General features: G+C 68.9%; 19 protein-coding genes and 1 tRNA gene. 4 read left to right on the forward strand and 16 right to left on the reverse strand.

Annotation, left to right across the window (positions count from 1 at the left end):
* Positions 1-132: 132 nt before the first annotated feature.
* The 5 genes from KV396_RS15880 to dusB all read right to left on the reverse strand — a co-directional run bounded on the left by KV396_RS15880 (position 133) and on the right by dusB (position 5517).
* A tRNA-Asn gene (locus KV396_RS15880) sits at positions 133-208 on the reverse strand.
* A gap of 97 nt (positions 209-305) precedes the next feature.
* Positions 306-1079 carry an ATP-binding cassette domain-containing protein gene (locus KV396_RS15885; protein ID WP_247622243.1) on the reverse strand — a complete coding sequence of 258 codons (774 nt, stop codon included), beginning with the start codon at positions 1077-1079 and terminating at the stop codon, positions 306-308.
* Positions 1080-1116: 37 nt separating this feature from the next.
* On the reverse strand, positions 1117-2979 hold the full coding sequence (gene dnaG / locus KV396_RS15890) for a DNA primase (RefSeq protein WP_247956319.1): 1863 nt from the start codon (positions 2977-2979) through the stop codon (positions 1117-1119).
* Positions 2979-4370 (reverse strand): deoxyguanosinetriphosphate triphosphohydrolase, encoded by a 1392-nt coding sequence (locus tag KV396_RS15895; RefSeq protein ID WP_247632053.1) that lies wholly within the window; start codon positions 4368-4370, stop codon positions 2979-2981. Before KV396_RS15895 ends, dnaG begins: the two co-directional genes overlap by 1 nt.
* Positions 4363-5517, reverse strand: a complete 1155-nt coding sequence (gene dusB / locus KV396_RS15900) for a tRNA dihydrouridine synthase DusB (protein WP_247622240.1) — start codon at positions 5515-5517, stop codon at positions 4363-4365. The genes KV396_RS15895 and dusB overlap by 8 nt, the downstream gene beginning before the upstream one ends.
* Before the next feature lie 60 nt (positions 5518-5577).
* Between dusB and KV396_RS15905 the strand changes: the two genes are divergently transcribed.
* Positions 5578-6069, forward strand: a complete 492-nt coding sequence (locus KV396_RS15905) for a glutathione peroxidase (RefSeq protein ID WP_247622239.1) — start codon at positions 5578-5580, stop codon at positions 6067-6069.
* Here the strand turns inward: KV396_RS15905 and KV396_RS15910 are convergent.
* Positions 6066-6770 carry a DsbA family oxidoreductase gene (locus KV396_RS15910; RefSeq protein ID WP_247956320.1) on the reverse strand — a complete coding sequence of 235 codons (705 nt, stop codon included), beginning with the start codon at positions 6768-6770 and terminating at the stop codon, positions 6066-6068. The two genes, KV396_RS15905 and KV396_RS15910, sit on opposite strands and share 4 nt — an antisense overlap.
* A 56-nt stretch (positions 6771-6826) precedes the next feature.
* On the opposite strand from KV396_RS15910, the gene KV396_RS15915 reads away from it, so the two are divergent.
* Positions 6827-7438: a P-loop NTPase family protein gene (locus KV396_RS15915; RefSeq protein WP_247956321.1), complete on the forward strand. Its 612-nt coding sequence runs from the start codon at positions 6827-6829 to the stop codon at positions 7436-7438.
* Here KV396_RS15915 and KV396_RS15920 read toward each other — a convergent pair.
* Complete coding sequence (locus tag KV396_RS15920) at positions 7378-8181, reverse strand: isoprenyl transferase (protein WP_247622236.1); 804 nt, start codon at positions 8179-8181, stop codon at positions 7378-7380. The genes KV396_RS15915 and KV396_RS15920 overlap by 61 nt on opposite strands.
* Entirely contained in the window at positions 8178-8918 is a 741-nt protein-coding gene (gene recO, locus KV396_RS15925) for a DNA repair protein RecO (RefSeq protein ID WP_247622235.1), read from the reverse strand. Before recO ends, KV396_RS15920 begins: the two co-directional genes overlap by 4 nt.
* A 34-nt stretch (positions 8919-8952) precedes the next feature.
* Here recO and KV396_RS15930 point away from each other — a divergent pair, with 34 nt between their 5' ends.
* Positions 8953-9639, forward strand: coding sequence for a trimeric intracellular cation channel family protein (locus KV396_RS15930; protein WP_247622234.1), 687 nt, complete (start codon positions 8953-8955; stop codon positions 9637-9639).
* A gap of 118 nt (positions 9640-9757) precedes the next feature.
* On the opposite strand, the gene leuA is transcribed toward KV396_RS15930, so the two are convergent.
* Complete coding sequence (leuA, locus tag KV396_RS15935; RefSeq protein ID WP_247622233.1) at positions 9758-11512, reverse strand: 2-isopropylmalate synthase; 1755 nt, start codon at positions 11510-11512, stop codon at positions 9758-9760.
* A 189-nt stretch (positions 11513-11701) separates the two neighbouring features.
* Here leuA and KV396_RS15940 point away from each other — a divergent pair, with 189 nt between their 5' ends.
* On the forward strand, positions 11702-12361 hold the full coding sequence (locus KV396_RS15940; protein ID WP_247956322.1) for a hypothetical protein: 660 nt from the start codon (positions 11702-11704) through the stop codon (positions 12359-12361).
* A 13-nt stretch (positions 12362-12374) separates the two neighbouring features.
* Here KV396_RS15940 and KV396_RS15945 read toward each other — a convergent pair whose 3' ends face one another.
* Genes KV396_RS15945 through KV396_RS15975 form a run of 7 tightly spaced genes read right to left on the reverse strand, consistent with a single transcriptional unit; the run spans position 12375 to position 18070 of the window.
* Positions 12375-12860 carry a hypothetical protein gene (locus KV396_RS15945; RefSeq protein ID WP_247956323.1) on the reverse strand — a complete coding sequence of 162 codons (486 nt, stop codon included), beginning with the start codon at positions 12858-12860 and terminating at the stop codon, positions 12375-12377.
* Positions 12860-13834: a hypothetical protein gene (locus KV396_RS15950; protein ID WP_247956324.1), complete on the reverse strand. Its 975-nt coding sequence runs from the start codon at positions 13832-13834 to the stop codon at positions 12860-12862. Before KV396_RS15950 ends, KV396_RS15945 begins: the two co-directional genes overlap by 1 nt.
* Positions 13827-14351 (reverse strand): sigma-70 family RNA polymerase sigma factor, encoded by a 525-nt coding sequence (locus KV396_RS15955; RefSeq protein ID WP_247956325.1) that lies wholly within the window; start codon positions 14349-14351, stop codon positions 13827-13829. Before KV396_RS15955 ends, KV396_RS15950 begins: the two co-directional genes overlap by 8 nt.
* A 54-nt stretch (positions 14352-14405) precedes the next feature.
* The gene (era, locus tag KV396_RS15960) at positions 14406-15302 is read right to left on the reverse strand and encodes a GTPase Era (RefSeq protein ID WP_247622228.1); all 897 of its coding nucleotides are present in this window, start codon (positions 15300-15302) and stop codon (positions 14406-14408) included.
* Positions 15295-16596, reverse strand: a complete 1302-nt coding sequence (locus KV396_RS15965; RefSeq protein WP_247956326.1) for a hemolysin family protein — start codon at positions 16594-16596, stop codon at positions 15295-15297. The genes era and KV396_RS15965 overlap by 8 nt, the downstream gene beginning before the upstream one ends.
* Positions 16593-17051 (reverse strand): rRNA maturation RNase YbeY, encoded by a 459-nt coding sequence (gene ybeY / locus KV396_RS15970; RefSeq protein ID WP_247622226.1) that lies wholly within the window; start codon positions 17049-17051, stop codon positions 16593-16595. Before ybeY ends, KV396_RS15965 begins: the two co-directional genes overlap by 4 nt.
* Complete coding sequence (locus KV396_RS15975; RefSeq protein WP_247624677.1) at positions 17048-18070, reverse strand: PhoH family protein; 1023 nt, start codon at positions 18068-18070, stop codon at positions 17048-17050. Before KV396_RS15975 ends, ybeY begins: the two co-directional genes overlap by 4 nt.
* Positions 18071-18080 lie beyond the last annotated feature (10 nt).

Consider the following 18080-nt stretch of genomic DNA (forward strand, 5'->3'; position numbering starts at 1 on the left):
ACGCCACTCTACCCCTCGTATTCCCCGAGCGCACGCGAGAGCGGCCGGACACCTTCGCCGAACGCCTGAGCGGCGAGGCGAGGAGGGCCAGCCGAGAAAAGGGAAAAGCCCCTCCGAAGAGGGGCTTTTCATTGGCTCCCCGGCTTGGACTCGAACCAAGAACCTGCCGGTTAACAGCCGGCTGCTCTGCCAATTGAGCTACCGAGGAATGTGCTCCGCTGCGCGGGCAACTCGACAAGCTTAGCAAACTCCGAGCGGTGCACGTGACACCAGAGGCGGTTATCGCGCTCTCGGGCGTGTCGCGCTCAGCGCCGGGAATCCGCCTCCGCGTTCGGCACCCAGAGCAGGTCCTTCCCGACCCCCCGCGCGACCACGTGCCCGGCGCGGAGCATGAGCGTCTCGGCGTTGAGCTCACGGATGAAGTCGGCGTCGTTCGTGACGAGCAGAGCCGCCATCGACTGCTCCTTCCGGCGGCGGGTGATCGCATCGAAGACCACCGGACGCACCTCGAGATCGAGGTTCGCGAGGATCTCGTCGGCGATGAGCACCTGCGGTTCGAGCACGAACGAACGGGCGATCGCGACGCGCTGGCGCATTCCCGCGCTCAGCTCGTAGGGGAACTTCGCCGCGGTGCCGAGCGGCAGATGCAGCTCGTCGAGCAGCGTGGCGACGCGGATCGAGAGCGCCTTGCTGTTCACGCGCTTCTCGCGCATCAGGATGGGTTCGGCGATCACCTCGTTGACCGTGAGCCGGGGCGGAAGATCGGCGCCGGCTCCTTGCGGCACGAAACCCGTGCGGTAGGTGAGCACGCGGTGCTTGCGACCGGGACGCCGCGCGTCGACGCCGCAGACCTCCGCGCGGCCGCCGACGACCTTCACCGAGGGATCGGTGGATCCGGCCAGCGCCGCCACGAGGCTCGACTTACCCGACCCCGTAGGACCGGCGATGCAGAGGAGCGCGCCCGGGGCGAGCGAGAACGAGACGCCGTCGACCGCACGCGTCGGAGAGCCGTGCCCGATCCGGTCGATGACCAGATCGGAACAGTCGATGGCGTGGGTGGAGGCGTGCCTGCGGGACATGCATCCCATCCTGCCCTCCCCCGACGGCCGTGGGGGGTTACGACTCGACGAACCGCTGACGCTCGATGTCGATGTCGCGCAATCGCATGCGGAGCGCACGACCGCCGTCGGAGTCGGCGGGCACCCGCTGGACCGCGCCCAGGAGCTCCTGCTTCTCACTCTCGAGCTGCCGCATGATGAGGCGTCGCGCGAGATCGGTGGTGCTGGCCACGGCGCCCTCCTCGTTGCGCGCGGGGAAGGGCATCATGAGCAGTTCACCCGCGAGCGTGCGGTACGGCTCGCGCACGCTGTTGACGGCATCCGTCGCCCACCCCGCCCGCGTGCGGTCGGCAGCGGCGGCCACGGCCTCGCGCACCGCATCGAGGGCCGGGGTGCGCAGGGGGGCGCCGAGCGCCCGCGAGAGCAGCGGCTGGTCGATCTGGTGACCGTACTGCAGCGCTCCCATCAGCGCATCGCGCTCCACGGCGACATCGGCCGAGCGCGGCAGGCTCGCGAGCGTGACCGGTGCGATTCCGGATGCCGCTCCCTCACCCCCGCCGGACGGTACCGTCTCGCGCCGCGACGGGGCACTCTGCGAGCCGCCCCGCGCCGAGCGCTCCACTTCGGTGTGCACCTCGGTCGGATCCATGCCCAGACGGCGGGCGAGCACGCGCTCGTATCCGGGACGCAACAGGCGATCGCGGATCTCGGCCACGATCGGGGCGGCCGCGCGCAGGGCGCCGACGCGCCCCTCCACGGTCGCCAGGTCGAAGCCGGCGAGCTTGCGATCGATCGCGAACTCGAACATCGGCACCTTGGCGTCCATCAGCCCGCGCACGGCGGCGTCGCCACGCTGCAGTCGCAGATCGCAGGGATCGAGGCTGTCGGGAGCCACGGCCACGAAGGTCTGCGCGTTGAAGCGGTCGTCCTCGGTGAACGCGCGCAGCGCCGCCTTCTGTCCCGCCTCGTCGCCGTCGAACGTGAACACGACTTCGCCCGAGGCGTTGTCGTCGCCCATCACCCGGCGCAGCACCTTGATGTGCTCGGCCCCGAAGGCCGTTCCGCAGGTCGCCACCGCCGTCGTGAGGCCGGCGAGATGGCACGCCATGACATCGGTGTATCCCTCGACGACCACGACGCGCCGCGGATCGCCGCGGGAGATGTCGCGCTTGGCGAGATCGAGACCGTAGAGCACCTGCGCCTTCTTGTAGATCGGCGTCTCGGGGGTGTTGAGGTACTTCGGCCCCTGGTCGTCGTCGAAGAGCTTGCGCGCGCCGAACCCGATCGTCTGGCCCGACACATCGCGGATCGGCCAGACCAGGCGCCCGCGGAACCGGTCGTACACGCCGCGCTGCCCGGTGGAGACCAGGCCCGCGGTGCTGAGTTCCTCGCGCGTGAAGCCCTGGGCCGTCAGCGCCTTGAGCATGCCGTCCCATCCGCGCGGCGCGAAGCCCACGCCGAAGTGCGCGGCGGCACCCGCGTCGAAGCCGCGCTCGCCCAGGAACCGTCGCCCCGCCTCGGCATCCGCCGACAGCAGCTGCGACCGGAAGAACTCGGCCGCCGCGGTGTTCGCGGCGTAGAGCCGGCTCCGACCGCTCGTCTCGGGAGCAGCACCGCCGTCCTCGTAGTGGAGGGTGTATCCGATGCGGCCGGCGAGCCGCTCCACCGCCTCGGTGAAGCTCACGTGGTCCATCTCGCGCAGGAACGAGTACACGTCTCCCGACTCGCCGCACCCGAAGCAGTGGTAGTACCCCACCTGCGGGCGCACGTGGAAGCTCGGGCTCTTCTCGTCGTGGAACGGGCAGAGTCCCTTGAGCGATCCGACACCGGCTGATTTCAGCGCGACGCGCTCCCCCACGATGTCGGCGATGTTCGTGCGCGACTTGACCTCGTCGACGTCGGCCTGCCGGATGCGGGGCATCAGCGGGCCCCTTCGACGACGGTCGACCTCTCGGCGTGCGCGCGCGCCCCGGGGCGTGCGTGACGGGGGGTCCAGATGCCGACCTCGGCCGGGTCGATCTCGCCCACGAGGCGGTTGTGCCAGTCGATCGCGCTCTGGTCGGTGAGGCTGGCGATCTGGTCGACGATGACGCGGGCGCGCTGATCATCGGTGTCGGCGTCGTGAAAGTCCGCGGCGAACGCCGGTTCGAGCACATCGGCACCGGCCGACCACAGCGTGTCGGTCTGCCAGAGTGCGTCTGCGAGACGGGTGAGCACCCGGCGCTGCTCCTTGTAGACGCCCTTGCGCGCCTCGATCGTCACGATGGCCTGGCCCATGATGCCCTTGAGCACGGCGATCTCGGCCTCGACCACGCGCGGCACGACGACGTGTGCGTTGTAGCGCACCAGGGCCTTGCTGCCGTAGGCCTCGCGGGTCGCCGAGACGGCCGCGCGGGCGAAGCGCCCGATCAGGTCGCTCGTCAGGTTCTTCAGACGCGCGAGCGACTGGCGGCTGCGGTCGAACGACGAGAGCCACATCGACTGCGAAGAGAGACGGTAGAGCGCGTCGGCCAGCTCCTCGCGCGTGAAGTCGTACCCCACCCACTGCTGGATGCGTCCGAGCAGGGCCTCGTGCTCTGCCGGATCCGAGAGCTGGGCGACGTCGAGGTAGCCGTTGACGATCGCATCCTCGAAGTCGTGCACCGAGTAGCCGATGTCGTCGGAGAGGTCCATGATCTCGGCCTCGATGCAGCGCAGACGCCCGGGCGCACCCTCGCGCATCCAGCGGAAGACCGCCTCGTCCTCGGGGTACACGCCGAACTTGAGCCGGCCACCGGGGTCGGGCACCGGGCTGTCGACCGTCCACGGGTACTTGCACGTGGCGTCGAGACTCGCGCGCGTGAGGTTGAGTCCGACGGAGCGCTCGTCGTCGTCGAGCACCTTCGCCTCGAGACGGGTGAGGATGCGCAGCGACTGCGCGTTGCCCTCGAATCCGCCGATGTCGGCCGCCCATTCGTTGAGCGCACGCTCACCGTTGTGGCCGAAGGGCGGATGCCCGAGATCGTGACTGAGGCAGGCGGTGTCGACGACGTCGGCCGAGACACCCAGAGCGGTGGCGAGTTCGCGCCCCACCTGCGCCACCTCGAGCGAGTGGGTGAGGCGGTTGCGGGCGAAGTCGGCCGTGCTCGCGGGGCTCAGCACCTGCGTCTTGGCGGCGAGGCGGCGCAGGGCCGCCGAATGCAGGACGCGGGCCCGGTCGCGGGCGAAATCGTCGCGCTCCGAACGATGGGTCTCGGCGAAGAAGCGCTCGGCGTCGCGCGGGTCGTATCCGTCGCCGCGAGGTGCGCGCGCCGGTGTGACCGCGTCACCCACCGCTGTTCTCGATCTCTGCTCCGCGCATCATCTCCGAGGCCGATGCGGCGATCTCGCGCGAGTCGAGCCACTTGTCCGGAAGCGCCGGGCGCTTGGGACGGCCGGCGCGTCCGCGCTGGCCCTCGGCATCCGCTCCGGGATAGGGCGCGGTGTGATCGAGGCGTCCGAGCAGGTCGTCGATCTCGGCGAGGCTCGACGCCGTCGCGAGTCCGGTGCGGATGTCGCCTCCCACCGGGTAGCCCTTGAAGTACCAGGCCACGTGCTTGCGAACGTCGCGGCACCCGCGGTCCTCGTCCTCGAAGAACTCGACGAGCAGCTCGGCATGCCGGCGGAAGGCATCGGCCACGAATCCGAGGGTCGCGTCGACCGGGTGGCTCTCGGCGCCGAAGGCGGCGGCCAGTTCGCCGAACAGCCAGGGGCGGCCGAGGCATCCGCGTCCGACGACCACGCCGTCGCAGTCGGTCTCGGCCATCATGCGCACGGCGTCGTCGGCCGACCAGATGTCGCCGTTGCCGAGCACCGGAATGCTGGTGACGGCCTGCTTGAGCTCGCCGATCGCGTTCCAGTCGGCGTTGCCCGAGTAGAACTCGCTGGCGGTGCGGGCGTGCAGGGCGACCGCGGCGACACCCGCGTCTTCGGCTGCGCGCCCGGCGTCGAGGAACGTGAGGTGGTCGGGATCGATGCCCTTGCGCATCTTCACCGTGAGCGGAACGTCGCCCGCGGCCTTGACGGCCTGCGTGACGATGTCGCTGAAGAGCGAGCTCTTCCAGGGGAGCGCCGCTCCCCCGCCCTTGCGCGTCACCTTGGGGACGGGGCAACCGAAGTTCAGGTCGATGTGATCGGCGTGATCCTCGGCGACGATGATGCGCACGGCCTCGGCGATGGTCTTCGGGTCGACGCCGTAGAGCTGGATCGACCGCGGCGTCTCGCTCTCGTGATGGCGGATCAGACGCATCGTCGTCTCGTTGCGCTCGACGAGCGCGCGCGAGGTGATCATCTCGCTGACGTAGAGGCCGGCGCCGTACTCACGGCACAGACGACGGAAGGCGGTGTTCGTGATCCCGGCCATGGGCGCGAGGACCACCGGCACGTCGAGGTCGATGGGACCGATGCGAAGCGTGCGCGCGGATGCGGTGGCGAGAGTCATGTCCTGACCATTCTCCCAGACGCGGAGCCTGTGGTGCCCCATCGACCTAAGCTGTGGAGTATGACCGATTCCGCGCTCCGTTCGATCCCCTTCACCGATGCGCAGGGCAACGAGAAGACTCTCGATGACCTCGGCGCCGATGTGCTGCTGGTGGTGAACGTCGCGTCGAAGTGCGGACTCACCCCGCAGTACGAGCAGCTCGAGGAGTTGCAGCGTCTGTACGGTGATCGCGGCTTCAGTGTGGTGGGCTTCCCGAGCAACCAGTTCCTGCAGGAGCCCGGTTCCGTGGAGCAGATCACGGAGTTCTGCTCGACCACCTACGGCGTCACCTTCCCGGTGAACGACAAGGTGAAGGTCAACGGGCGGAACGCCGCCGAACTCTTCAAGGCTCTCAAGGAGACACCCGACGCGAACGGCAAGGCCGGACGCGTGGAGTGGAACTTCGAGAAGTTCCTGGTGCTGCCCGACGGCGAGGTCCTCCGGTTCCGGCCGAAGCAGAAGCCGGACGACCCCGCGATCGTGAGCGCCATCGAAGGCGCGCTCACGCGTTAGACGGCGGCGGCTTCGGCCTCCGCGTCGCCCTCGAGCTCGGCGTCTCCGCGCTTGGACCACAGGTCGCGCAGCACGTTCTCGAATGCGGCCGGCGGCTGCGCGCCGCTGATCCCGTACTGCCCGTCGATCACGAAGAACGGCACACCCTGGATGCCGTAGGCGCGCGCCTGCGCCTGGTCCTGACGGACGGCGGGAAGGTACTGCTCGGTCTCGAGCGCCTCCCGCGCCGCGTCGGCGTCGAGTCCGACCTCGACCGCGAGAGCAACGAGGTCGTCGATGCGGCCGACGTGCTTGCCCTCGGTGAAGTAGGCCGACATGAGACGCTCCTCCAGCTGGTGCTGGAGGCCCTGTGCCTTGGCGAAGTGCAGCAGCTCGTGCGCCTTGACGGTGTTCGTGTGCTGCAGCAGATCGAAGCGGTACTGGAGGCCCGCCTTCTCGGCGACGCCGGTGACGTTGGCGAGCATCTGCTCGACCTGGTCGCGCGGCATGCCCTTGTGGCCTGCGAGGAAGTCGATCTCGTCGCCGTCGAAGTCGACGGGGGTGTCGGGCGAGAGTTCGAACGAGTGGAAGGTGACGTTCACCTGCGGGGCGTCGTCATCACCGGCGACGGCTTCGAGCCCCTTCTCGAGATTGCGCTTGCCGATGTAGCACCACGGGCAGGCGATGTCGGACCAGATGTCGATGGAGATGGGTTCGCTCACACCCTCATCCAACCCCATCACTCCACTCCGTATTCCGGCGTCGCTAGGATCGACGGATGCTGTCCGCCGACGATCCGCTCCCCCGGGCGCCGCAGCGCGTGCTGGTGGCGGGGGTCACGGGTTCGGGCAAGACGACCCTGGCCGGCCGCGTCGCTCGGCTCTGGGGGCTGCGCCACGTCGAGATCGACGGGCTCTTCCACGGCCCGGACTGGACTCCGCGGCCGGAGTTCCTCGACGATGTGCGAGCCTTCGCGTCCGAGGACCGGTGGGTCACCGAGTGGCAGTACACGAGCAAGGGCACCGATCGGATCCTCGCCCCGCGCGCGCAACTCGTGATCTGGCTCGACTACCCCTACCGAGTCGTGCGCTCGCGACTGCTGCGTCGCACGATCGGTCGCAGCATCCTGCGCACCAAGATGTGGAACGGCAACGTCGAGAAGCCGATCTGGCGCATGTTCCGCGGTTCGCCCGAGGAGAGCATCCTCGCCTGGCAGATCGCGACGCTCGACAAATGGACGGAGCGGATGCCCGTGGCCGCCGCCGCGTTCCCGCATCTCACGATCGTGCGTCTGCGGCATCCGCGCAAGGCGGAACGGTGGCTCCGCGCTCAGGCCGAGGCGTCGGGCGCGTCGATCGCGCCGCCGAAGCGACGGTCGCGCGACAGGTAGATCCCGATCGCCCGCCAGAGCTCCTCGCGCGAGAAGTCCGGCCACAGCGTGTCGAGGAAGACCATCTCGGCGTAGGCCGACTCCCAGAGCAGGAAGTTCGAGGTGCGCTGCTCACCCGAGCTGCGCAGGAACAGGTCGACGTCCGGCATGTCCGGCACGTAGAGGTTGCGACGGATCATCTTCTCGGTGATCGCGTTCGGCTTCACCCGGCCGGCCGCGACATCCGCCGCGATCGAGCGCATCGCATCGACGAGTTCCACGCGTCCGCCGTAGTTCACGCACATCGTGAGCGTCAGGACGTCGTTGCCGCGCGTCAGCTGCTCGGCGTACTGCAGCTCCTTGATGACGCTGCCCCACAGCCGCGGCTTGCGCCCCGCCCAGCGCACGCGCACACCCCACTCGTTGAGCTGATCGCGGCGCCGGTGCAGCACGTCGCGGTTGTATCCCATGAGGAAGCGCACCTCCTCGGGCGAGCGTGCCCAGTTCTCGGTCGAGAAAGCGTAGACCGAGAGGTGCTTGACCCCCGCCTGGATGGCACCGGCGACGACATCGAGGAGCACCTCCTCGCCGGCCTTGTGGCCCTCGACGCGGCTCAGTCCCCGACGGTTCGCCCAGCGCCCGTTGCCGTCCATGACGATCGCCACGTGCTCGGGCACCGCGCGGAACGCCGGCGGGTGCACCCCCGTCCAGTCGAGGGGACGGTACGCGACGGCGTCCTTGTGCGTGTAGGGCTTCGGGGTCACCGTGCTCCTCCGGGGATGTCGGATACGTGCGCGAGCGAGCGGATGCCGCGCTCGAGGTGCCATTGGGCGTAGGCGCTGATGAGGCCCGATGCGGCGGCGGTGTCGGCCGCGGACGCCGCGTCGACGGCATCCCACTCGCCGGCCATGAGCGCGCGCAGCAGACCCAGCGCCTTCTCGCCGATGCGCGGGCTGCCCGCCGGCGCGCACGACGTGCACACCAGGCCACCCAGTTGAACGACGAAGGTCGAGTGCGGGCCGGGAGTACCGCATCGGGCGCACTCGCCGAACGAGGGCGCCCACCCCGACAGGGCCATGACGCGCAGGAGGTAGGAATCGAGGATGCTGCGGGGGGCGTGTTCACCTCGTGACAGCGCCCGCAGACCGCCGACGAGCAGCAGGTACTGATCGGGAGTCGCCTCGGCATCGCTCAACCGATCTGCCGTCTCGACCATCGCGTTGGCGGCGGTGAAACGCTCGTAGTGCGCGACGATGTCGGCGCCGTAGGAGCCGAGCGACTCCGCCTGCTGCACGATGTCGAGCGAGCGCCCCTGATAGAGCTGCACGTCCGCGACCATGAACGGCTCGAGCCGCGAGCCGAACTTCGACGACGTGCGCCGCACACCCTTCGCGACCGCGCGGATCTTGCCGTGCTGCCGCGACAGCATCGTGACGATGCGATCCGCCTCCCCCAGCTTGTGGGTGCGCAGGATCACCGCTTCGTCTCGATAGGTGGGCATCCCTCGATTATCCTCCGTGCGAGACAATGGACGGGTGACCGAACCGCTCTTCATCATCCCGTTCTGGGCGGATCTGCTGGGCGTGGGGCTCGGCGGCGTCCAGGGAGCCCTGTTCGCCTCCGGTTTCCAGGGTCAGCGACGCCTCGACTGGCTCGGCGTCGCGATCATCGGGATCATGATCGGGATGGGTGGCGGTCTCATCCGCGACATCCTGCTCGGGCAGACCCCGGCGACACTGCAGAACCAGTGGTATCTCGTGACGGCGACCGGGGCCGCGCTCTTCGGAATGCTGCTCGCCGGGCTCTTCACACGTCTGAACAAGGTGATCGTCGGGCTCGACGCGATCGTCATCGGCATGTTCGGCGCTTTCGGCACGAGCAAAGCCCTCGCCCTCGGCATCCCCGAGGTTCCCGCCGTCTTCATCGGCGTCTGCGCAGCGGTCGGCGGCAGCGTGCTGCGCGACATGCTCATGGGCCTGCCGACCGCGATCATGCACGTCGGCTCGCTGTACGCCGTGGCCGCGGGTGGCGGATGCGCGTTCATCGTCATCGCGCACGCCCTGGGCATGTCGATCCCCCTCGCGGCGGTCATCGGCATCGCCGTCACCGCGGTGATCCGCGTGCTCGCGGTCAGCTTCGACGTCTCGTTGCCCGAGCAACGGCGCCTCTACCGCCGCAAGGTCGCCGCCGAGACCGGGGCGATCCCGATCGTCAAGCCCTGACACGTTCTCACTGGGTCCCTGAGCTCGTCGAAGGGCCCCACCACGCGCAACGGCTCGTCGTGGGGAACGCTTCGACAGGCTCAGCGACCCAGTGCAGGTCAGCGACCTGGAAAGCCGCTCAGACGGCGGCGAGTTCGCCCTGCCGAGCGCGGATCGAGCGGTTCACACCCGACACGATCGCCTTGAGCGACGCGGTCGAGATGTCGCCGTCGATGCCGACGCCCCACAGACGCTGATCGCCGATCTGCAGCTCGACATAGGCCGCGGCCTGCGCGTCGCCGCCGGCGCTGAGAGCGTGCTCGACGTAGTCGTAGAGCGTGATGTCGAAGCCCTGTGCGCGCAGCACCTCGATGAAGGCGGCGATCGGTCCGTTGCCGTTCCCCGCGACAGCCACCTGCTGGTCGTCGTCACGGAGAGTGACGTCGAGCACCACGTCACCCGACATGTCGCTGCGGGTCTGCGTGGCGAGCAGTTCGAAGCGCCCCCACTTGTCCTCGCTCGATGCGGCCGGCAGGTACTCGTCGTTGAAGATCGACCAGATCTGGTCGCTCGTGACCTCACCGCCCTCGGCATCCGTCTTCGTCTGCACGACGCCCGAGAACTCGATCTGCAGCTTGCGCGGCAGGTCGATCGCGTGGTCGGCCTTCAGCAGGTAGGCGACGCCACCCTTTCCGGACTGCGAATTGACGCGGATGACGGCCTCGTAGGAACGACCCAGATCCTTCGGATCGACCGGCAGGTAGGGCACCGCCCATTCGATGTCGTCGACCGTGACGCCCTCGGCGTCGGCCCGCACGGCCATGGCCTCGAAGCCCTTCTTGATCGCGTCCTGGTGCGACCCGCTGAACGCGGTGAAGACCAGGTCTCCCGCCCAGGGGCTGCGCTCGGGCACCGGCAGCTGGTTGCAGTACTCGACCGTGCGCTTGACCTGGTCGATGTCGCTGAAGTCGATCTGCGGGTCGATGCCCTGGGTGAACAGGTTGATGCCGAGTGCGACGATGTCGACGTTTCCGGTGCGCTCGCCGTTGCCGAACAGGCATCCCTCGATGCGGTCGGCACCGGCCATGTAGCCGAGCTCGGCCGCGGCGATCGCGGTACCGCGATCGTTGTGCGGGTGCAGCGAGAGGATCACGTTCTCGCGGTGGTTCAGGTGCCGGCTCATCCACTCGATCGAGTCTGCGTACACGTTCGGCGATGCCATCTCGACCGTGGCGGGCAGGTTGATGATGACCTTGCGGTCGGGCGTCGGCTCGAAGACCTCGATCACCTGGTTGCAGATGTCGGCGGCGAACTCGAGTTCGGTACCCGTGTAGCTCTCGGGCGAGTACTCGTAGTAGACCTGCGTCTCGGGGATGCGCTTCTCGAACTCGCGGCAGAGTCGTGCACCCTCGAGGGCGATGTCGATGATGCCCTGCTTGTCGGTGCGGAAGACGACCTCGCGCTGCAGCACGCTCGTCGAGTTGTACAGGTGGACGATGGCCTGCTTCGCACCGGCGATCGACTCGTAGGTGCGCTCGATCAGGTGCTCGCGCGCCTGGGTCAGCACCTGGATCGTGACGTCGTCGGGGATCAGGTTCTCTTCGATCAACTGGCGGACGAAATCGAAGTCCGTCTGGCTGGCCGACGGGAAGCCGACCTCGATCTCCTTGTATCCCATGTTCACCAGGAGCTCGAACATCACGCGCTTGCGCTCGGGCGACATCGGGTCGATGAGAGCCTGGTTGCCGTCACGGAGGTCGACGGCGCACCAGCGCGGCGCAGTCGTGATGCGGGCATCGGGCCAGGTGCGGTCCGGGAGGTCGACGGTGATCTGCTCGTGGAACGGCCGGTACTTGTGGATCGGCATCCCGGAGGGGCGCTGCGTGTTCTGCATGATGGGCTTCTTCTCTTCGTCAGAATGTACGGGCCAACACAAGCGCCGCGACGAGGAAGGCCCTAGCTCTTAGGACTCGTCGCGGCAGCTAAGAAGAAGCAGACCGCCGAAAGGCATGTGGTCATGCTAGCAGGATGCCCCGTCCGGCGTGCACGTGAGACGAACGCCGTCTCGACGACACTGGTGGGTATGAGCACACCACTGCGTCGCCGTCTCCTCTGGTCCGCTGCCCTCGCGACGGCGCTCGCGTCGACCCTGGCCGCCTGCGCGACGGGTCCCGGCGCGGGCGGGTCACCGACGAGCAGCGCCGACCCTCAGGTGCAGGACTTCTCAGGCATCGTCACCGAGCCGCCGACGGGACGCGTGCGCGGCACCGGCACGGTGCTCGACGTCGACGGAGAGGTGCAACTGTGCCTCGGCGGCGTCGCCGAGTCGTACCCGCCGCAGTGCACGGGTGTGCCGCTCATCGGATGGAGCTGGGACGGCGTCGACGGGAGCGAGACCAGCGGTAAGACGACCTGGGGCGCCTACGCGGTGACCGGACGGTACGACGGCGAGAGCATCACCGTCACCGACCCGCCCGTGCTGCTGGCGCTGTACGACCCGGTGCGACCCGACGATCCGACCGGAGGCGTCGAGGGAGATGCGAGCGCCGGCGAGCTGACGGAGATCCAGGACGACCTGAGCTCACGCCTCGGCAGCGACGCACTGACCCTCTGGACCGAGCGCGGCTACGTCTGGGTGCAGGTCGTCTGGGACGACGGACAGCTCCAGCGGGCGGTCGACGCGGAGTACGGTGACGGCACGGTCATCGTCCTCCCCGCTCTGAACGAGTTCGACGCGTCCTAGGAGGACGATGGGCTCAGAGGACGCAGCGGACCGTCTTCGCCGTCCCGCCGACGTTCACCCATCCACCGGCGTTCGCCGTCGCGAGCACGCCGCCCGCGCTGTTGCGCGCCTGGGCGTAGCCGGAGCTCCGGGCATTGGCGAGGGACCGGGGCACGAAACCGCTCGGCACCGTGAGCGTTCCGCACGTGCCCCAGGACACGCTCGTGCCCGACAGCGAGCCGGCGCTGAAGGCGCAGATCCGTCCGGACGCGCAGTTTCCCACGGCGGCGCGGGCGAAGAGCCCACCCGGGCCCGACGGAACCGTGACCTCCATGTCGAGCGCCGGCCAGACCGCGCGATGCGCGTCGATCAGCACGCCCCCGGGAATCTCGTCGAGCATCTGCGCGATCTGCGGATCGACCTCGTCTCCCCCGGTCGCGGCGGAAGCCGCAGTGGGAGTGGCTACCACGAGCAGGCCTGCGACGATCAGGGCCGAGAGCACGGCACGGGGAGACCTCATCACAGAATCCCTTCGATGTCCCAGAGCTGGTACGAGATGATGGCGCCCGCGGCGAACGCCTCGTTGTCGAGGAGGTTGGTGCGCTCGACACCGACGATGCGCCCGGTGTCTGCGGAGAGCAGAACCACATCGCTCGAGGTGCCGTCCGGTGACGGGACGCGCAGCGCGGTCACGGGTCGCTCCAGTCGATCGGTCGAGGTGCCCAGCGCCTCGACCCCCGGCACCTGCTCCAGGATGCCGAGCATCTCGGCCTCCTGGGCGTTCGTGAGCGTCCACTGCCCCTTGGCCGAGCTGATCGCGGCGACGACGTCGAAGCCGGTCGGATCGCTCGGCAGCCAATAGGCCTCGAGCACCGCGCGCATGTTCTCCGGCGTGGCAGCGGGCATGTCGACGACGGGGGCGGCGAACTCGCCCGGCGCCATGTCGAGCTCCCACGCGACCTCGCCGCTGCTCGAGATCTCGGAGCCGACGTTCGCGGCGGCATCCGCGGGATCGTAAGGCACGCCCTCGATCGCGACCGTTCGCCCGGACAGATCCGGGTTCCAGGTCGTCGTCACGAGCTGCGGCACGACCTCGGTCTCGCGGGTGCCCATGTCCACCGCGAACGACCACGATGCGGACTGAACGGCGCGTTCCGCTCCGGCGGGTCCGTCGCTCGTCGCGAGGGCGGCCTGCGCGTCGTCGAGAATCTGAGCGGTCGTTCCGCCAGCATCGAACTCGAGCGGGAGGGGTGTGCCGGCCACGGCCGCGTTCTGCGGAACCATGACGGCGACCGCGACGACGGCGGATGCCGCAGCGACGGTGAGCCCCGACGCCCATCCGGCGACGACCGCGCGGCGCTGGCGCGGGGCGCGCGTATCGCGCAGGATCCGATCCCGCAACGCGATGGCTCGCGGGTCGGGTGCGGATTCCCGCGGTGTGCGCGCCGGGTCGGCGTCGGTGAGCACGCGCTCGAGCAGAGCACTGTCAGTCATCGACGATCACCCCCTCCGATCTCAGCGCTTCGCGCACGTGTTCCTGTGCGCGAAGCAACGTCTTGCGCACACGGGCCACGGAGATCCGCGCGAGTTCGGCGATCTCCCCTACCGACAACCCATCCCAGTACGTGAGCACGATGATACGCCTCTCGCGGACCGGGAGTACAGAGAGAGCACGCAGAACGGCCGCCTGCTCGGTCGCATCCGCCTCGTCGCGTGGACCGCGGATCCCCTCGTGCACCGCCGCCGCCGTGCTCGACCGGGTGCTCGCGCCGTGCGAGCGCGCGCGCAGCGCACGATCGGCGGCGCGCAGGAGCCACACGCGCCCCATCGGCTTGCGCGGATTCAGTCGCGCCCAGGCCGTCACGAAGACCTCCGAGACGATCTGGGTCACCTCGCCGTCATCGACGACGACGCCTTCGATGTGGTGACGGATCGCCGCCCAATGGGCGTCGAAGACCGTGGAGAAGACCTCGTCCCGCAGCGATTTCGGGTCGTCGCTGCCGGTGATCATGCGCTCGGGGGTGGCGGTCCCGCGTACGCCGCCTGAGTCCCTCGGGAAGTCATGTCAGAACCCGAGCCGGCCCAGCTGCTTCGGGTCGCGCTGCCACTCCTTCGCGACCTTCACGTGGAGGGCGAGGAACACGCGGGTGCCGAGGAGCTCCTCGACCTGCGCGCGGGCGCGCGCACCCACGTCACGCAAGCGCTTGCCCTTGTGCCCGATGATGATCGCCTTCTGACTGTCTCGCTCGACGATGATCGATGCGTGCACATCGGTGAGGTCGCTGCCCTCACGCGGGGCCACCTCGTCGACGACCACCGCGATCGAGTGCGGCAGTTCGTCGCGCACACCCTCGAGCGCGGCCTCGCGGATGTACTCCGCGATCCGGTCGTCCTGCGACTCGTCGGTCGTGATGCCCTCGGGGTACAGTGCCGGCCCCGTGGGCATGAGGGCCAGGATCTGATCCGAGAGCACGTCGAGCTGATCGCGCGTGAGCGCCGAGAGCGGGACCACAGCCGCCCAGTCCTCGCGCAGCGCATCGACCTCGAGAAGGCGCTCGGTGATCTCGTCGCGTCCCGCGGCATCCGTCTTCGTGACGATCGCGACCTTCTTCGCGCGCGGGTATCCGTCGAGCGAGGCGGCGATCCGCCGATCGCCCGGGCCGATCTTCTCGGTGGCCGGGACGCAGAAGCCGATCACGTCGACGTCGCCGAGCACCTGCTCGACGAGATCGTTCAGACGCTCACCGAGGAGCGTCCGCGGCTTGTGGATGCCGGGGGTGTCGACGATCACGAGCTGGCCGTCGGGGCGGTTGAGGATGCCGCGGATCGCGCGCCGGGTCGTCTGCGGCTTCTCGCTGGTGATCGCGATCTTCTCGCCGACCAGGGCGTTCGTGAGAGTCGACTTCCCGACGTTCGGTCGGCCCACGAAGGTCACGAACCCGCTTCGGTTCTGCTCAGTCATCGTGTCGTTCTCCTTCGTCGTCCGCAGCATCCTCGCCACGCGCTGCTCTCTCCACGAACACCGTGGCGATCCCTCTGCCGCGTCCTCGGGACGCGCCGCCCGTCAGGACGAGCCCGTTGACGACGGCCGTCGCACCGGGCTGCGGAACCTGCCCGAGCGCCTTGCCGAGGAGGCCGCCGATCGAGTCGACGTCCTCGTCCTCCAGTTCGAGCCCGAACAGATCGCCCACGTCCTCGAGCGAGAGGCGGGAGCTCACGCGGTAGCGCCCGTCGCCCAGGTCGAAGAATTCGGCGGATACCCGATCGTACTCGTCCGATATCTCGCCGACGAGTTCCTCGATGAGGTCCTCGAGCGTCACGAGTCCCGAGATCCCGCCGTGCTCGTCGATCACCAGGCAGACGTGCACCGCATCGCGCTTCATCTGCTGCAGGAGCGTCTCGGCGCGCATCGACTCGGGAACGAAGGTCGCAGGCCGCGAGATGGGGCGGATGGACGCTCCGCGCCAGGCACCCTCGTCACGGTAGGCGAACTGCACGAGGTCCTTGAGGTAGAGCACGCCCACGACGTCATCCGCCTCGTCGTCGACCACGGGCATGCGCGACACCCCTCGGTTGAGGAAGAGTTCCATCGCCTCGCTGGTCGACGCCGTGGCATCGACGGTGACCATCTCGGTGCGCGGCACCATGACGGCGCGCACGAACTGGTCGGTGAAATCGAACACGGAGTGGATGAGGTCGCGGTCGTCGGCCTCGATGAGGTCGTTCGACGCCGCCTCGTCGACCATGCTGAGCAGTTGCTCCTCGGACGAGAAGGAGCTGCGTCCGGCGCCCGGCGTCACGCGGTTGCCGAGGAGGACGAGCCCCTGCGCGATCGGGCCCAGGATGATGCGCAGGCCGCGCACGATCGGGGCGTTCGCACGCAGCAGACCGTCGGCGCGGTGACGTCCGACCGTGCGCGGGCTCGCACCGACCAGCACGAACGTGATGCCGGTCATGAGCACGGCGGCGGCGAGCATCGCCCACCAGATGTCGTCGAACAGCGAGGTGAACGCGACCGTGACGAGCACGGCCGCCGTCACCTCGGCGAGCACGCGGATGAAGGCGACGGAGTTGACGTGGGCGTCGGGATCGGCGGCGATGCGCGCGAGCTGAGCGGCGTTGCGCCCCTCGGTGCCCATCTCCTCGAGGTCGGCGCGCGACCGCACGCTGAACGCGGCGTCGATCGCCGACATCAAGCCACCGAAGGCGACGAGGAGGACGGCGGCGGCGAGGAGGGAGACGGCGACGAGCGTCATCGCCGACGCTCGGCCGCGGCGAAGCTCTGGATGAGCTCCTTCTGCAGGCCGAACATCTCACGCTCCTCATCGGGCTCGGCGTGGTCGTAGCCGAGCAGGTGGAGCAGGCCGTGCGTGGTGAGCAGGATGAGCTCGTCCATCAGGGTGTGCCCGGCGGCCTGGGCCTGCGTCTCGGCGACCTGCGGGCAGAGCACGATGTCTCCGAGCAGACCGGGAGCGGTCGGACGGTCCTCGGTGCCGGGACGCAGTTCGTCCATCGGGAAGCTGAGCACGTCGGTGGGACCGGGCTCGTCCATCCACTGCACGTGCAGGGCTTCCATGGCGCCCTCGTCGACGAGGACGATCGCGACCTCGGCATCCGCACTCACGTGCAGTTGAGCGAGGTTGTGGTCGGTCAACCGCTGCAGCACGGTCTCGTCGACGTCGATCGCCGACTCGTTGTTGATCTCGATCATGAGAGTCCTCGTTTCGGCATGCGGTCACGGGGACCGGGTCGTTGCGCGCCACGTCGATCGGCGCGGTTCGCGAACTCGGCGGCCTGCTCGCGCTCGAACCGCTGCGCCGTGCGCTTCTCGTCGTACTCGCTGTAGGCGTCGACGATGCGGCCGACGAGCGAGTGGCGCACCACGTCGTCGCTGGTCAGTCGGGAGAAATGGATGTCGTCGATGTCGCCGAGCACGCGTGTCACCATGCGCAGACCGGACGAACCCTGCGGGAGATCGACCTGGGTGATGTCGCCGGTGACGACCATCTTCGTGCCGAAGCCGAGACGCGTCAGGAACATCTTCATCTGCTCGGGGGTGGTGTTCTGCGCCTCGTCGAGCACCACGAACGAGTCGTTGAGCGTGCGACCGCGCATGTAGGCGAGCGGCGCGACCTCGATCGTTCCCGTCGCCATGAGCCGCGGCACGATCTCCGGGTCCATCATCTCGTTGAGCGCGTCGTAGAGCGGTCGCAGGTAGGGGTCGATCTTGTCGGTCAGGGTGCCGGGCAGGAAGCCCAGGCGCTCGCCCGCCTCGACGGCGGGGCGGGTGAGGATGATCCGCGTGACCTCCTTGCGCTGCAGTGCCTGCACCGCTTTGGCCATCGCCAGGTAGGTCTTGCCCGTTCCGGCGGGACCGATGCCGAAGACGATCGTGTTCTCCTCGATCGCGTCGACGTACTCCTTCTGCCCGAGAGTCTTCGGGCGGATGACCTTGCCGCGGGTCGACAGGATCGCCTCGCCGAGCACCTCGCTCGGACGAGGTCCCCCGTCGCGGAGCATCCGGGCGGAGCTGGTGACGTCGCTCGGAGCCAGATCGGCACCGCCCCGGGTCATCTGGAGCAGCTCCTCGACGAGCGTCTTCGCCGCGGCGACCGCCGATGCCGAACCGCTGAGCGTGATCTCGTTGCCGCGCACGAGGACCTGCACATCGCGGTGCTCCTTCTCGAGCATCCGCAGGAGCCGGTCCTGCGGACCGAGCAGCTGCACCATCGCGACGCCG

Origin of the sequence: Microbacterium galbinum (genome assembly GCF_023101185.1) — a bacterium.
GTDB lineage: Bacteria > Actinomycetota > Actinomycetes > Actinomycetales > Microbacteriaceae > Microbacterium > Microbacterium galbinum.

What these genes read in the sequence shown, in the direction of transcription:
- KV396_RS15905 (WP_247622239.1), top strand. Translation starts at nt 5,578, where the DNA reads ATGACCGATTCCGCGCTCCGTTCGATCCCCTTCACCGATGCGCAGGGC.
- KV396_RS15885 (WP_247622243.1), bottom strand. Translation starts at nt 1,079, where the DNA reads ATGTCCCGCAGGCACGCCTCCACCCACGCCATCGACTGTTCCGATCTG.
- dusB (WP_247622240.1), bottom strand. Translation starts at nt 5,517, where the DNA reads ATGACTCTCGCCACCGCATCCGCGCGCACGCTTCGCATCGGTCCCATC.
- KV396_RS15915 (WP_247956321.1), top strand. Translation starts at nt 6,827, where the DNA reads ATGCTGTCCGCCGACGATCCGCTCCCCCGGGCGCCGCAGCGCGTGCTG.
- leuA (WP_247622233.1), bottom strand. Translation starts at nt 11,512, where the DNA reads ATGCAGAACACGCAGCGCCCCTCCGGGATGCCGATCCACAAGTACCGG.
- dnaG (WP_247956319.1), bottom strand. Translation starts at nt 2,979, where the DNA reads ATGCCCCGCATCCGGCAGGCCGACGTCGACGAGGTCAAGTCGCGCACG.
- KV396_RS15955 (WP_247956325.1), bottom strand. Translation starts at nt 14,351, where the DNA reads ATGATCACCGGCAGCGACGACCCGAAATCGCTGCGGGACGAGGTCTTC.
- KV396_RS15965 (WP_247956326.1), bottom strand. Translation starts at nt 16,596, where the DNA reads ATGACGCTCGTCGCCGTCTCCCTCCTCGCCGCCGCCGTCCTCCTCGTC.
- ybeY (WP_247622226.1), bottom strand. Translation starts at nt 17,051, where the DNA reads ATGATCGAGATCAACAACGAGTCGGCGATCGACGTCGACGAGACCGTG.
- KV396_RS15950 (WP_247956324.1), bottom strand. Translation starts at nt 13,834, where the DNA reads ATGACTGACAGTGCTCTGCTCGAGCGCGTGCTCACCGACGCCGACCCG.
- KV396_RS15940 (WP_247956322.1), top strand. Translation starts at nt 11,702, where the DNA reads ATGAGCACACCACTGCGTCGCCGTCTCCTCTGGTCCGCTGCCCTCGCG.
- KV396_RS15975 (WP_247624677.1), bottom strand. Translation starts at nt 18,070, where the DNA reads ATGGTGCAGCTGCTCGGTCCGCAGGACCGGCTCCTGCGGATGCTCGAG.
- era (WP_247622228.1), bottom strand. Translation starts at nt 15,302, where the DNA reads ATGACTGAGCAGAACCGAAGCGGGTTCGTGACCTTCGTGGGCCGACCG.
- recO (WP_247622235.1), bottom strand. Translation starts at nt 8,918, where the DNA reads ATGCCCACCTATCGAGACGAAGCGGTGATCCTGCGCACCCACAAGCTG.
- KV396_RS15945 (WP_247956323.1), bottom strand. Translation starts at nt 12,860, where the DNA reads ATGAGGTCTCCCCGTGCCGTGCTCTCGGCCCTGATCGTCGCAGGCCTG.